This window comes from Streptomyces sp. V3I7 (genome assembly GCF_030817495.1).
In the GTDB taxonomy this organism is placed as follows: Bacteria; Actinomycetota; Actinomycetes; order Streptomycetales; family Streptomycetaceae; genus Streptomyces.
Genome location: NZ_JAUSZK010000001.1, coordinates 4,491,205 through 4,504,072, shown reverse-complemented (window position 1 = coordinate 4,504,072; position 12,868 = coordinate 4,491,205). Strand labels below are relative to the sequence as shown.

At 72.9% G+C, this 12,868-nt stretch carries 14 protein-coding genes; 6 read left to right on the top strand and 8 right to left on the bottom strand.

From position 1 onward, the window contains the following. Positions 1 to 88 precede the first annotated feature (88 nt). The 7 genes from QFZ74_RS21160 to QFZ74_RS21130 all read right to left on the bottom strand — a co-directional run bounded on the left by QFZ74_RS21160 (position 89) and on the right by QFZ74_RS21130 (position 6,703). Complete coding sequence (locus QFZ74_RS21160) at positions 89 to 1,069, bottom strand: hypothetical protein (RefSeq protein WP_307622370.1); 981 nt, start codon at positions 1,067 to 1,069, stop codon at positions 89 to 91. A 111-nt stretch (positions 1,070 to 1,180) separates the two neighbouring features. Then, entirely contained in the window at positions 1,181 to 2,440 is a 1,260-nt protein-coding gene (locus QFZ74_RS21155; protein ID WP_307622369.1) for an HD-GYP domain-containing protein, read from the bottom strand. Further along, positions 2,437 to 3,837, bottom strand: a complete 1,401-nt coding sequence (locus tag QFZ74_RS21150; protein WP_307622368.1) for an HD-GYP domain-containing protein — start codon at positions 3,835 to 3,837, stop codon at positions 2,437 to 2,439. The genes QFZ74_RS21155 and QFZ74_RS21150 overlap by 4 nt, the downstream gene beginning before the upstream one ends. A gap of 179 nt (positions 3,838 to 4,016) precedes the next feature. Further along, positions 4,017 to 4,319 (bottom strand): mycothiol system anti-sigma-R factor, encoded by a 303-nt coding sequence (gene rsrA / locus QFZ74_RS21145; RefSeq protein ID WP_307622367.1) that lies wholly within the window; start codon positions 4,317 to 4,319, stop codon positions 4,017 to 4,019. Then, complete coding sequence (gene sigR / locus QFZ74_RS21140; RefSeq protein WP_307622366.1) at positions 4,316 to 4,999, bottom strand: RNA polymerase sigma factor SigR; 684 nt, start codon at positions 4,997 to 4,999, stop codon at positions 4,316 to 4,318. Before sigR ends, rsrA begins: the two co-directional genes overlap by 4 nt. Positions 5,000 to 5,259: 260 nt before the next feature. Next, positions 5,260 to 5,886 (bottom strand): alpha/beta family hydrolase, encoded by a 627-nt coding sequence (locus tag QFZ74_RS21135; RefSeq protein ID WP_307622365.1) that lies wholly within the window; start codon positions 5,884 to 5,886, stop codon positions 5,260 to 5,262. A gap of 1 nt (position 5,887) precedes the next feature. After that, positions 5,888 to 6,703: an SOS response-associated peptidase gene (locus tag QFZ74_RS21130; protein WP_307622364.1), complete on the bottom strand. Its 816-nt coding sequence runs from the start codon at positions 6,701 to 6,703 to the stop codon at positions 5,888 to 5,890. Between the two features lie 60 nt (positions 6,704 to 6,763). On the opposite strand from QFZ74_RS21130, the gene QFZ74_RS21125 reads away from it, so the two are divergent. From QFZ74_RS21125 to QFZ74_RS21110, 4 genes are all read left to right on the top strand, one after another. Then, on the top strand, positions 6,764 to 7,486 hold the full coding sequence (locus QFZ74_RS21125) for a M50 family metallopeptidase (RefSeq protein WP_307622363.1): 723 nt from the start codon (positions 6,764 to 6,766) through the stop codon (positions 7,484 to 7,486). Positions 7,487 to 7,612: 126 nt separating this feature from the next. Further along, positions 7,613 to 8,953 (top strand): 3-phosphoshikimate 1-carboxyvinyltransferase, encoded by a 1,341-nt coding sequence (gene aroA, locus QFZ74_RS21120; protein ID WP_307622362.1) that lies wholly within the window; start codon positions 7,613 to 7,615, stop codon positions 8,951 to 8,953. A gap of 17 nt (positions 8,954 to 8,970) precedes the next feature. Continuing rightward, the gene (gene rsgA, locus QFZ74_RS21115; RefSeq protein WP_307622361.1) at positions 8,971 to 9,981 is read left to right on the top strand and encodes a ribosome small subunit-dependent GTPase A; all 1,011 of its coding nucleotides are present in this window, start codon (positions 8,971 to 8,973) and stop codon (positions 9,979 to 9,981) included. A gap of 88 nt (positions 9,982 to 10,069) precedes the next feature. Continuing rightward, on the top strand, positions 10,070 to 10,393 hold the full coding sequence (locus QFZ74_RS21110) for a multidrug efflux SMR transporter (RefSeq protein ID WP_307622360.1): 324 nt from the start codon (positions 10,070 to 10,072) through the stop codon (positions 10,391 to 10,393). Positions 10,394 to 10,427: 34 nt separating this feature from the next. On the opposite strand, the gene QFZ74_RS21105 is transcribed toward QFZ74_RS21110, so the two are convergent. Further along, on the bottom strand, positions 10,428 to 11,120 hold the full coding sequence (locus QFZ74_RS21105; protein ID WP_307622359.1) for a TetR/AcrR family transcriptional regulator: 693 nt from the start codon (positions 11,118 to 11,120) through the stop codon (positions 10,428 to 10,430). 342 nt (positions 11,121 to 11,462) lie between these two features. On the opposite strand from QFZ74_RS21105, the gene hisN reads away from it, so the two are divergent. Both hisN and QFZ74_RS21095 read left to right on the top strand, forming a co-directional pair. Beyond that, positions 11,463 to 12,260 (top strand): histidinol-phosphatase, encoded by a 798-nt coding sequence (hisN, locus tag QFZ74_RS21100; RefSeq protein WP_307622358.1) that lies wholly within the window; start codon positions 11,463 to 11,465, stop codon positions 12,258 to 12,260. A 182-nt stretch (positions 12,261 to 12,442) separates the two neighbouring features. Beyond that, entirely contained in the window at positions 12,443 to 12,835 is a 393-nt protein-coding gene (locus QFZ74_RS21095; RefSeq protein ID WP_307622357.1) for a cyclic nucleotide-binding/CBS domain-containing protein, read from the top strand. The last annotated feature ends 33 nt before the right edge of the window (positions 12,836 to 12,868 follow it).

Sequence of the window (12,868 nt, the reverse complement as noted above, 5' to 3'; positions counted from 1 at the left end):
TGCTGATACAGGGTACGGGGATCGCGCCCTTTAGGGGCCCGGGGAACTGCGCGACCAGCCACGACGCACCCGCGGTCGGCCACGGCGCTCAACAGACCTCTTCGAGATCCCGCCAGTCCCGAGAGTCAGGGCTGTCCGCAACCCACCCATCCAGCAACCCCCTCACCAGCGAAGCCGGCGCAGCCACCCCGCACTCGCGCTCCGGCACCCACAGCTGCCCGTCGGTGCGGTGGCCGAGGGGGCCCGGGTGGCCTGGCTCGCTGTGGTCGTGCGGGTCGGGATGGAATCCGTCCCCCTCGTCGGACGGCATCCGTGACTCCGAGCACATCCGGCACAGCAGCCGTACGGACGACGACCAGTCCTCCGCCGCGAAACCGGCGTCCGCGGCGAGCTGCTCCAGGGCGTCCCGGTCGGCCTCGGTGGCGGCCTCCAGGAGGACCACCCAGGTGGGCACGGGCGAGGGGGCCCACAGCTCGATCTCGTCGAAGACGGGGTAGGAGTGCCCGGCGGCCGTGGTGCGCTCGCCGTGCGGCACCCCGTCGTGCAGGACGACCTCGCCCCAGCGCCGGCCGGACGAGGGCAGTGGGATCGACAGCACCTCGATCCGCGCCGGGTCCAGCCTCCTGCCCCACACGACCTCGGCCTCCCCCTCCGGGGACAGCCTCACCGCCGCGCTTCCGAGCTCCATGCCGAGCGGCTCTCCGGTCATCGCGGCCCCGCCGGGCACCCGCAGCCCGTACGCCTGCCAGGCGCGCCGGGCCAGCGACCAGTCCTGCAGGGCGGTGGCGGCGATACCGACGTTCCACCAGTCGGGCGCCCCGGCCTCCCGGTCGAGCAGGGCGACGGCGCGCAGCCCGGCCGCGCGGGCCTGCTCCCAGTCGTGCCGGAACTTGTGCAGCAGGGCGAGGTTGAACCAGGACTCCGACAGCCAGGGCTCCAGGTCGGCGGCACGTGTCAGCAACTCGCCCGCGTCCTCGTACCGGCCGTCGCCGATGAGCGTGAACGCCCTGTCGGTGGCCTGCCGCCAGGAGGCGGAGGGCCGGTGCCGTCCCTTGCCGAAGATCCTCACGATTCCCGCCTGCCAGTTCCATTTCCGCGCAGTGGGCTGGCCGCTGCCCCCGGACACCCTCTCCCTCGCATCCAACCACGTACGGCGGGAGGGCCGCTCATTACCCATGGGTTACCCAGCCACAGGCAGTGTCAGACAGTCCCGGGACAGCACCCGGGCCAGCGACTCCACGACCTCCGGCGCATATTCCCCCGCGGTCCCCAGGCGCAGTTCCTCCAGCGCCCGCAGCGCACCGCCCGCGCCCGGCTCGTGCGCCTTCTCCTCGTACGCGTTCACCGCCCGCACGATCCGGGCGGCGAGCGGCTGCTCCCGGTAGGGGTCGGCCTGCCGCTCCACGACCACGGCGACCGCCGCGTCGACCCCCGTCTGCCGTACGACCGCCCCGCCCAGCAGCGCGATGCGCCGCTGCTCCTGTAGCGGGAGCGTGCCGGTGGCCCCGGCCGGGACCGGGTCGACCAGGCTCAACTGGCCGATGTCGTGCATCAGGGCGGCGTACTCCAGGACGGTCAGCTCGCTCCCGGACAGCCCCAGGTCCCGGCCGACGGCCTCGCTGAGCGCGGCGACGCGGCGGGCGTGCCCCACCGGGGTGCACCCCGCTATCTCGGTGGCCCGCGCGAGGGAGGCGATGGTCTGCCGGTAGGTCGCCCGCACGGCCGCGTACCGGCGCAGCGCCAGCTGGGTGAGCAGAAGCGGCAGGCTGAACACGGGCAGCGCCCACAGCCCGACGACGGCGACCGCCAGCGCCATCACCGCCCCCGTCGCGCACACCGCCGACCCGATCCCGAGCAGCCCGCGCAGCTCGTCCCGCAGCAGCGGGCCGAACGGCCAACGGGTGCGGGAGTGCGCCAGCGCGGCGGCCAGGACGGTGTCGCACAGGGCGGTCAGGACGAGGAGGGCGACGAGCAGCAGGACGTAGGCGGGCCCGCTCCAGGCCTCGAACAGGCCGTTGCCGTACAGGGGTTGGAAGCAGACGGCGGCGAAGGCGACGGTGAGGACCCGGCGCGCCAGGTGGTCGGCCGTGGTCGTGCGCCCGCTCCAGATGTGCGGGACGCTGCCGAGCAGGCAGGCGGCGAGGACCACGGTGACGACCTGGGCGGCGCCGTGGACGGCCGGGCGTCCGGCGACCTCGCCGAGCAGGGCGTACGCCAGCGCGCCCGCGGCGCCGAGCGGCGCGGGCTGGCCGACGGGGGCGCCGGTGCCCGTGGCGCGGGCCGCTTCCGGGGCCCGGGGCAGGGCCAGTTCGCCGACGGCGGTGAGCGCGGCGAAGGCGAGGGCGACGCCGGGTTCGACGAGGCCGGCCGCGAGGGTGACGGTGACGCAGACGGCGGCGACGAACGCGGCGCTGACGTGGACGAGGCGGAGCGCGGTCATCGGTGCGCTCCGGGTCTCGCGCCCGGTCTCGCCCTGTTTCCCGCTCCGTCTGCGTCGGCGACGGGCTCGGGCGGTACGGCCGCCGGCACCGGCGCGGGCGTCTCGTCCGCGGTCACGGCGGGATGCCAGCCGTCGCCCGCCGCGGCGCCCCGCCGACCCAGCGCCCGGACCAGCGCGCCGACCATCAGGGGGTCGAACTGCGCGCCCGCGCACCGCTCCAGCTCCTCCAGCGCCACCGCGACGGGCCGTGCCCTGCGGTAGGAGCGGGTGGACGTCATCGCGTCGAAGGCGTCGGCGACGGCCACCACCCGCGCGCACTCGGGGATCTGACCGCCCACCAGCCCGTACGGGTACCCGCTCCCGTCCAGCCGCTCGTGGTGGTGCAGGATCGCGGCGCGGGCCTCGCCGAGGAAGGAGATCCCGCGCACCATCTCGTGGCCGTACTCCGGGTGGAGTTCGATCACGCGCCGCTCCTCAGGGGTCAGCGGACCGTCCTTGCGCAGCAGCCGCGTGGGCACGCCCAGCTTGCCCACGTCGTGCAGGATCCCGGCGAACCGCAGCGTCTCGACGCGTTCGTCGTCCATGCCCAGCTCGCGGGCGATCATCACGGAGGCCTGTCCGACGCGTTCGCTGTGCCCGCGCGTGTAGCCGTCCTTGATGTCGACGGCCTGCACCAGCGCGCGGATCGTCGCCTGATGGGCGGCGCGCTCCCGGTGGTACTGGGCGAACACCCACCAGGACACGCACATCGGCAGCAGCACGAGCAGCGCGGCGACCGGCCCGTACGGGCTGCGCCACAGCACGGCCATCATCAGCCCGGCCAGCCCGTGCACCGCGGTGGGCGCGAGCGAACGGGACAGCAGCCCGCGCCAGGCCCGGCCCACCGGCACGCTTCCGCGCTGTCGCAGGGGCGCGGGCGCCATGCCCGCGCCGAACGCGAGGAGGCCGCCGTCGAGCACGGCCAGCACCAGGCAGAACACCAGCACGGCGGCCCCGGCGGGCACGAGCGCGTACGGGAAGTCGGAGCCGGCGACCGCGTCCCGGCCGCCCAGCGCCCCGTGCACCCGGGCCGCGCACCACACGGCGAGCGCCGACTGGGCGGCCCGCCAGATCCGCCGCAGCGGGCCCGGCCGGCCGGGGCCGGCGAGCAGGGCGCCGGGCAGCGGTACGAGCGCGGCGGCGGGCGCGGGCAGCAGGAACGCCCCGGCGAGCAGGACGGGATGGAAGGCGCCGGAGAAGCGGCGGCGGACGACGTGCTCGAAGGCGGCGTACAGCGCGGCGAGCAGCGCGAGGGCCCCCCAGGGGGCGCGGACCTCCGGCAGCGGCAGCAGACAGAGCAGGGCGGCGAGGGCGACACAGGCCACGTACACGCGGGCCCGCGCGGGAACCGACTTCATGACCACCCACCCCCGACCATGCCTGTCCAGGCTCCGGAGCCTAGGACGGAGATCGGGAATGCGTGGGCCCATGGCCGGGGATTAGCACGTTCGAGTGATGACCCCGCGGTCAGATCATGGGCGTGCGGTGACGGGGCGCCGGGGGATCAGAGCCCGCGGCGCGGGTCAGGACTCAGGACTCAGGACTCATGTGCCGTGGCCGTCACGTCGTGCTCGGGCACGGCCTGGCCGGAGCGGATCAGGTCGATCCGGCCCATCACCTTCGCCCGCAGGTCGCTCGGCACGTCGTCGTGCCCGCAGCACCGCTTGACCAGCTTCTTCACGGCCTGCTCCAGGCCGTACTTCTCCAGGCACGGGGAGCATTCCTCGAAGTGGTGCTGGAACTTGTCGCGGTCGACGTCCGGCATCTCGCTGTCGAGGAACTCGTACAGGTGGTCCAGGACCTCACTGCAGTCCGTCTCGTGCGGCTCTCCGCAGCTCATGAGCCCGAGCCTTTCGCTTCGTTCGACTCTCCGGCGCCGGCCGGGACCAGACCACGGTCACGGGCGTAGTCCTCCAGCATGCCGCGCAGCTGACGGCGGCCCCGGTGCAGCCGGGACATCACCGTACCGATGGGGGTCCCCATGATGTCCGCGATCTCCTTGTAGGCAAAGCCCTCTACATCGGCGAGATACACGGCGATGCGGAATTCCTCGGGGATCGCCTGCAGCGCTTCCTTGACGTCCGAGTCCGGCAGGTGGTCGAGCGCCTGCGACTCGGCCGAGCGCAGACCGGTCGACATGTGCGACTCGGCGCGCGCCAGCTGCCAGTCCTCGATCTCCTCGGCCGCGCTGCGCTGGGGTTCGCGCTGCTTCTTGCGGTACGAGTTGATGAAGGTGTTGGTCAGGATCCGGTACAGCCACGCCTTGAGGTTCGTGCCCTCGCGGAACTGGTGGAAGGACGCGTACGCCTTGGCGTAGGTCTCCTGCACCAGGTCCTCCGCGTCGGCCGGGTTGCGCGTCATGCGCAGGGCGGCCGAGTACATCTGGTCGAGGAACTCGAGCGCGTCCCGCTCGAAGCGCGCGCTGCGCTCGGCGGACGATTCCATGCTCGTGCCCCGGCCCTCGGGCTGCTCCGCCTGGCCGTTGTCGGTCCCTGCGTCGGTACCGGTGACCGGACCCACCTCCTCAAGTTCCCGGGCAGGACCGATGCCGATCCCACTCGAATCGGAGGATAGAACACGACCCGTACCCGCCGCCCCTCGAATAGGAGCGGTCTTCGCCGCGTGCAGCACCGTCCAGTCCAGGTCGGGGCGGCTGCAGCGGCTCGGGCAGACGGTCGAACCCATGCGGCGGACTTCCTCTCCTATGACGTCATCGGCGCCGGTACTCAACACCGACGTCCGGGACAACAGAAGTCCGGTGCACGGCATTCCCGGGGTCGTCAGCGGAGTGAAGCGGTCCATTCCGCGACCCCGTCGGTGATGATCCGCAGGGCCTCGTCCTGGGTGGTCTCCGCCCGTTTCGGCACGGCGAAGCCGTGGTCGCCGTGCGGCACCTCGACCATCGCGTAGTCGCCGTCGGGGAACTCCTCGGGCCGCCCGAAGGGGTCGCCCGCGCCCTGGACGACGAGCGTGGGCACCCCGGCCGCCAGCAGCTCGTCGGCGCGGGACTTCTCGGGCTTGCCCGGCGGATGCAGCGGGAAGCTGAGCGCGAGGACGGCGCGCGCCCCGAGCTCGGCGGCGGTACGGCAGGCCACGCGCGCGCCCGCGCTCCGGCCGCCGGAGATCACCGGCAGTTCCATCCCAGTCAGCGCGGGCCAGAGGCCGCGCCAGCCGGCGTCCAGGGTCTTCGGCGCCGGGGCGACCTTCTTGCCCGCGACCCGCCAGGGCTGCTCGACGAGGGCCACGGTGACACCGTGCTCCGGGAGCACCCGGGCGAGCGCCTGGAGGTCCCGTGCCTCGATGCCGCCGCCGGCCCCGTGGCCGAGGGCCAGCACCAGCCGCGCGTCGGGCGCCCGGTGCCAGGTGATGCGTGCGGTTCCCGCGTCGGTCTCGACAATCTCGATCACGCTAGAAGAGTGTGCCCTCTTCCGGACCGTCCAGCTCCTTGAGCAGCTCCGGGCCGTTGTTGCGGACGTTGCTGACGGCCGTGGAGACCGGGTAGGCACGCATCAGCCCGGGGGCGGGCGGCGCCAGCAGGGAGCGCAGGTCGGCGACGTCCGTCCGGGTCGGGTCCAGCCAGGCGTCCCAGCGGTCGGGGGTGAGCATCAGCGGCATCCGGGGGTGGATCTCGGCGAGGGAGTGGGGGCCATCGGCCGGGGCCACCGCCAGCGGGTCGGTCTCCGCCTCGGTGGTGATCACCGAGCAGGTCACCCACCAGGCCTGCGGATGGTCGTCGGGAAGCGTCCGGTCCCGCCAGAACTCGTACAGTCCGGCCATCGCGAACACCGATCCGTCGGCGGGCAGCACGAAGTACGGCTGTTTGCGCGGCCGCTTCGTCCTGCCCTCGACCTCCAGGTCGCGCTCCTGCCGGCCGGTGACCCATTCGTAGTACCCGTCGGCGGGGATGATGCAGCGGCGGGCGGCGAAGGCGCGGCGGTACGACGGCTTCTCGTGCACCGTCTCAGCGCGCGCGTTGATCATCCGGGCGCCGCCCTCGGGGGACTTGGCCCAGGACGGGACGAGACCCCACTTGAGCTTGCGCAGCTGGCGAACCGGATCCGGGTCGGCGGCGTCTTTCAAGGGACGGTCGAGGACGGCGTAGACCTCCTTGGTCGGAGCCACGTTGTAGTCGGGCGCCAGGGTCTCCTCCGGCTCCCACTTCTCCACCCCGAAGGTCCCGGCAAGGTCCTCGGGCCTCCGGCTCGCTGCATACCGTCCGCACATACGTGCCACACTGCCAGATTCGAAGCCACCCGAGGACCCCGAGGGAGTCACCACAAGACCATGGACAGCACCGCCGCCACCGCGCTGCCCGACCTCTGGGACCGCCTCGTGGGGAGCCAGCCCGACCCGGACCCGTGGGTGGTGTTCGGCACCCTGGCGCTCGCGCTCGCCGCGGTCGTCCCGCCGGGACTCTGGCGCGTCTCGCGCAACGCCGTGACCATCGCCCACGAGGGCGGCCACGGCCTGGTCGCCCTGCTCACCGGCCGCACCCTCACCGGCATCCGGCTGCACTCCGACACCAGCGGCCTGACCGTGAGCCGCGGCAAGCCGCACGGCATCGGCATGATCCTCACCGCCGCCGCCGGCTACACCGCTCCCCCGCTGCTCGGCCTCGGCGGCGCCGCGCTGCTGACCGCCGGGCACGTCACGCTGCTGCTGTGGCTGGCCACCGCCCTGCTGCTGGCGATGCTGGTGATGATCCGCAACGCGTACGGCGCGCTGACCGTGATCGTCGCGGGCGGGACGTTCCTGCTGGTGTCCTGGCTGGCGGTGCCGCAGGTGCAGGCGGTGTTCGCGTGCGTGGCGGTGTGGTTCCTGCTGGTCGGCGGGGTGCGCCCGGCCTTCGAGCTCCAGGCCAAGCGGATGCGGGGAGGGGCCGGGGACTCGGACGCGGACCAGCTGTCCCGGCTCACGCACGTTCCGGCGGGCCTGTGGCTGTTCCTCTTCCACGCGGTGTCGCTGTGCTGCCTCATAGGCGGCGGCCGCTGGCTGATCGAGGGCTGAGCGGCCGGCCCGGCGACCCCGAGCGAACGCATAGGTGCGTGGCATGTTCCCCTGCCCAGATTTCGTTCGGGTTTCGCCACTTTTGATCAAGATCTCCGCTCATCCCCAACCACTAAAGTGGGGCGCATGACCGTTAACCCCGCACACACCGCCCTCTGGACCGCCCCGCACGCGAGCGGAGCCGTCGACGCGACGGTCCACGTGCCCGGGTCCAAGTCGGTCACCAACCGCGCCCTCGTGCTCGCCGCCCTCGCCTCCGAGCCCGGCTGGCTGCGCCGGCCGCTGCGCTCCCGCGACACCCTGCTGATGGCCGGTGCCCTGCGCGCCCTGGGCGTCGGCATCGAGGAGACGGTGTCGTCCAGCTCCTCCGTCGCGGGGGGCCCCGACGGCACCGGCGAGGCCTGGCGTGTGCTGCCCGCCGGGGTACGCGGCCCGGCCACGGTCGACGTCGGCAACGCGGGCACCGTGATGCGCTTCCTGCCGCCGGTCGCCGCGCTGGCCGACGGCTCCGTCCGCTTCGACGGCGACCCGCGGTCGTACGAGCGCCCCCTGAACGGCGTGATCGACGCGCTGCGCGCCCTCGGCGCCCGGATCGACGACGACGGCCGGGGCGCGCTGCCGATGACGGTGCACGGCAGCGGTGCGCTGGAGGGCGGCCCGGTGTCGATCGACGCCTCCTCGTCGTCCCAGTTCGTGTCGGCGCTGCTGCTGTCCGGCCCGCGCTTCAACCAGGGCGTCGAGGTCCGCCACACCGGCGCCTCGCTGCCGTCCATGCCGCACATCCGCATGACCGTCGACATGCTGCGCGCGGTCGGCGCCCAGGTGGACACCCCGGAGTCGGGCGGCGAGCCGAACGTCTGGCGGGTCACGCCGGGCGCCCTGCTCGGCCGCGACCTGACCATCGAGCCGGACCTGTCGAACGCCCAGCCGTTCCTGGCCGCGGCCCTGGTCACCGGCGGCAAGGTCGTCATCCCGGACTGGCCGTCGCGGACCACCCAGCCGGGTGACAGGCTGCGCGAGATCTTCACCGAGATGGGCGGTTCCTGCACGCTCACCGAGTACGGCCTGGAGTTCACCGGCTCCGGCTCGGTCCACGGCATCGACGTGGACCTGAGCGACGTCGGTGAGCTGACCCCGGGCATCGCGGCGGTCGCCGCCCTCGCGGACTCCCCCTCGACCCTGCGGGGCGTGGCGCATCTGCGGCTGCACGAGACGGACCGGCTGGCCGCGCTCACCAAGGAGATCAACGAGCTCGGCGGCGACGTCACCGAGACCGCCGACGGCCTGCACATCCGCCCGCGCAAGCTGCACGGCGGCATCTTCCACACGTACGAGGACCACCGCATGGCGACGGCCGGAGCGATCATCGGCCTGGTCGTCGAGGGGGTGCAGATCGAGAACGTGGCGACGACGGCGAAGACCCTGCCGGACTTCCCGGATCTGTGGACCGGGATGCTCGGGGCATAGGGACGCGGGAACCAGTCATGCGCCGCTACGGCAAGCACACCGACGAGGACGACATCCGCTCGCGCCCGAACCGCAAGGGCAACCGGCCGCGGACGAACATCCGGCCCAAGCACGAGGACGCCGCCGAGGGCATGGTCCTCACCGTCGACCGGGGCCGTCTGACGTGCCTCGTCGACGGCCGGATCGTCATGGCGATGAAGGCCCGCGAACTGGGCCGCAAGGCGGCGATCGTGGGCGACCGGGTCGCCCTGGTCGGTGACCTGTCCGGCCAGAAGGACTCCCTCGCGCGGATCGTCCGCATCGAGGAGCGCTCGTCGGTCCTGCGCCGCACGGCGGACGACGACGATCCGTACGAGCGCGTGGTCGTCGCCAACGCCGACCAGCTCGCCATCGTCACCGCCCTCGCCGACCCCGAACCGCGCCCCCGGCTGATCGACCGCTGCCTGGTCGCCGCGTACGACGCCGGCCTGGAGCCGCTCCTGGTCCTGACCAAGTCGGACCTGGCCTCCGCGGACAAGATCCTGGAGCTGTACGGCGATCTGGACATCCCCTACGTCGTCACCAGCCGCGAGGAGCTGGAGAACGGCGACGCCGCGGACCGGGTGCGCGAGCATCTGGACGGCCGGGTCACCGCCTTCGTCGGCCACTCCGGCGTCGGCAAGACGACCCTCGTCAACGCGCTGGTCCCCGAGGACCGCCGCCGTACGACCGGACACGTCAACGCGGTGACGGGCCGCGGCCGCCACACGACGACCTCCGCGCTGGCGCTGCCGCTGGGGGACGAGGAGGGCTGGGTCATCGACACCCCCGGTGTACGGTCCTTCGGCCTCGCGCACATCGACCCGTCCCGCGTCATCCACGCCTTCCCCGAGCTGGTGCCGGGCACGGAGGGCTGCCCGCGCGCGTGCAGTCACGACGAGCAGGACTGCGCGCTGGACGCCTGGGTGGCCGAGGGCCACGCGGACCCGGCGCGGCTCTACTCCCTGCGCCGCCTGCTCGCCACCCGGGAGCGCACGGAGGGCGACTGACCTTCTTGCGCCGGGCTGCTCGTGTTTGGGTTGACGCGAGCCCGGCAAGTGCATAATCGCACCGAGCCGGACTACGGAGGGACACCGCATGGCGTGGCTGCTGGTCATCGTGGCCGGGTTGCTCGAAACCGGCTTCGCGGTGTGCCTCAAGCTCTCCCACGGCTTCACGCGGCTGTGGCCGACCCTCGCCTTCTGCGTCTTCGCCCTCGGCAGCTTCGGCCTGTTGACGCTCGCCCTGAAACGGCTGGACGTCGGCCCGGCCTACGCGGTGTGGACCGGCATCGGCGCGGCGGGCACCGCGATCTACGGCATGATCTTCCTCGGCGACCTGGTCTCCATGCTGAAGATCATCTCGATCAGCCTGGTCATCGCGGGCGTGATCGGACTCCAGCTGGCGGGGTCGGGGCAGTAGGTCCCGGTTTCCCTGTCCCGTCCCGGCCCCGGGCTCATACGGGCTGTCGACGGAGAGCACCGCGGATCAGCTCGGCGACCCCGCCGTCCCCGGGCGGCGCGGCCACGCAGGACAGCGCGAGCCGCACGGCCAGCTCGCAGGAACGGCCGAGTTCGCCGCGGTCGGCGGCGGCCGCCTCGGCGAGGACCGCCACGGCCCGGTCCCGCACGATCTGCACGAAGTCGCCCGGCGATGGCAACGCGCCGTCCGCCCTGCGCTGCGCCGGTACGACGGAGGAGGACGGCACCGAGGACAGCGTCGGCGCGGGCAACCGCTCGCTCCAGCAGCCGGTGAGCATGGCCCGGACGAGCGCGTTGTCCCGGGCGGCGGAGGCAGTCCACTCGGCGGCGGCCGTGAGCCGCTCCCGCGGATCGGAGGTGTCGGCGGTACCGGAGGTACCGGAGGTGCCGGCAGTACCGGAGGTGCCGGCAGTACCGGAGGTGCCGGCAGTACCGGAGGTGCCGGCGGTACCGGCCAGCGCCCGCTCCACGCCCGCGAGATACCCGTCGGCCTCTCTGCGCACGAGCGCCCGTGCGAGCCCTTCCTTGCTCCCGAACTCGTTGTAGAGGGTCTGCCGGGACACCCCGGCCGCCGCGGCCACGTCCACCATCCGCACGGTCGGCCACGGCCGGCGCGCGAGCGCCGCGAAGGCGGCGTCCAAGAGGGACTCCCGGACAGCAGGCATCATCGCCTCCCTGGGGCGATCGGCACTGCGCCCAGGTTTGACGCGGACCACACCACTGTCAAGGGTTCGCAAAGGCACCGGGGGGCGCCTTTCGGCCGCGGTGAGCCGCGGTGAGCCGCGAGGGTTGCCGGGTTACGAGGTACGGCGCGGAAGGGTTCCGGCACCGCGTTCCGGCGTCTGCGTCCCGCGGCGGGTACGTCCGTCGCCGCGCAAGGGGCGTCAGCCACCGCCCCGCCCCACGCTTCACTCGCCCAACACCTGGAGCAGTCGTATCCCCACCCCACACCCAGACCGCACCCATCCCCGTGTAGCCGCGTCGTGTCCCGCCCGGATACGGTTCCCTACATGCCCGACTACCTCGATGACCTGCGTCTGGCCCACGTCCTCGCCGACGCGGCCGACGCCGCGACCATGTCCCGCTTCAAGGCCCTCGACCTCAAGGTCGAGACCAAACCGGACATGACGCCGGTGAGCGAGGCCGACAAGGCCGCCGAGGAGCTCATCCGCGGCCAGCTCCAGCGCGCCCGCCCCCGGGACGCGGTGCTCGGCGAGGAGTACGGCATCGAGGGCACCGGCCCCCGCCGCTGGGTGATCGACCCGATCGACGGCACCAAGAACTACGTACGCGGCGTACCGGTCTGGGCCACGCTCATCTCCCTCATGGAGGCGGGCGAGGGCGGCTACCAGCCCGTCGTCGGCCTCGTCTCCGCCCCCGCGCTCGGCCGCCGCTGGTGGGCCGCGAAGGGCCACGGCGCCTTCACGGGCCGCAGCCTGTCCTCCGCGAGCCGTCTCCACGTCTCCGGCGTCACGCGGCTGACGGACGCGTCCTTCGCGTACTCCTCGCTGACCGGCTGGGAGGACCAGGGCCGTCTGGACGGCTTCCTCGACCTCACCCGCGAGGTCTGGCGCACGCGCGCATACGGCGACTTCTGGCCGTACATGATGGTCGCCGAGGGGTCGGTCGACATGTGCGCGGAGCCCGAGCTGTCCCTGTGGGACATGGCCGCGAACGCGATCATCGTCACCGAGGCGGGCGGCACCTTCACCGGCCTCGACGGCCGCCCGGGCCCGCACAGCGGCAACGCGGCCGCCTCGAACGGCACGCTCCACGACGAGTTGCTGGGCTACCTCAACCAGCGCTGACGGCGAGCCGGAGGCTCTCAACAGCGCTGCCGCGACCCACAGATGGCGCGCGTGCGCCCTCAATAGGCCGCGCACGCCCTCTTGTTGACCTCCGCTTTACCTGCCACCCTGAGACCACCCCCACATGTGAACTTGTGAATCCATGAACGCACTCATGGATTCGTAGGAGGTGGCTCCATTCCATGCTCGTTCGCGACGCCATGAGCACAGTGGTCCTCACCATCGGCCCCGCACACACTCTCCGGCAGGCCGCCGCCCTGATGTCGGCCCGGCACGTCGGCGCCGCCGTCGTCCTCGACCCGGACGTCGGCGGCATCGGCATCCTCACCGAACGCGACATCCTCAACTCCGTGGCCCTCGGCCAGAATCCGGACACGGAGCGCACCCACGCCCACACCACCAACGAGGTCGTGTTCGCCGCTCCGACCTGGACCCTGGAGGCGGCGGCCGGCGCGATGGCGCACGGCGGCTTCCGTCATCTGATCGTCCTGGAGCGCGGTGAGCCCGCGGGCATCGTCTCGGTCCGCGACATCATCCGGTGCTGGGCCCCGGCCCGGCAGCAGATCCCCGCCTGAACGCACCGGTGGGCCGGCCCCCGAGGGGAACCG

Coding starts and splice junctions, on each gene's coding strand:
- aroA (WP_307622362.1), top strand. CDS start 7,613: ATGACCGTTAACCCCGCACACACCGCCCTCTGGACCGCCCCGCACGCG.
- QFZ74_RS21150 (WP_307622368.1), bottom strand. CDS start 3,837: ATGAAGTCGGTTCCCGCGCGGGCCCGCGTGTACGTGGCCTGTGTCGCC.
- QFZ74_RS21095 (WP_307622357.1), top strand. CDS start 12,443: ATGCTCGTTCGCGACGCCATGAGCACAGTGGTCCTCACCATCGGCCCC.
- QFZ74_RS21105 (WP_307622359.1), bottom strand. CDS start 11,120: ATGATGCCTGCTGTCCGGGAGTCCCTCTTGGACGCCGCCTTCGCGGCG.
- hisN (WP_307622358.1), top strand. CDS start 11,463: ATGCCCGACTACCTCGATGACCTGCGTCTGGCCCACGTCCTCGCCGAC.
- rsgA (WP_307622361.1), top strand. CDS start 8,971: ATGCGCCGCTACGGCAAGCACACCGACGAGGACGACATCCGCTCGCGC.
- QFZ74_RS21130 (WP_307622364.1), bottom strand. CDS start 6,703: ATGTGCGGACGGTATGCAGCGAGCCGGAGGCCCGAGGACCTTGCCGGG.
- QFZ74_RS21155 (WP_307622369.1), bottom strand. CDS start 2,440: ATGACCGCGCTCCGCCTCGTCCACGTCAGCGCCGCGTTCGTCGCCGCC.
- QFZ74_RS21110 (WP_307622360.1), top strand. CDS start 10,070: ATGGCGTGGCTGCTGGTCATCGTGGCCGGGTTGCTCGAAACCGGCTTC.
- rsrA (WP_307622367.1), bottom strand. CDS start 4,319: ATGAGCTGCGGAGAGCCGCACGAGACGGACTGCAGTGAGGTCCTGGAC.
- QFZ74_RS21125 (WP_307622363.1), top strand. CDS start 6,764: ATGGACAGCACCGCCGCCACCGCGCTGCCCGACCTCTGGGACCGCCTC.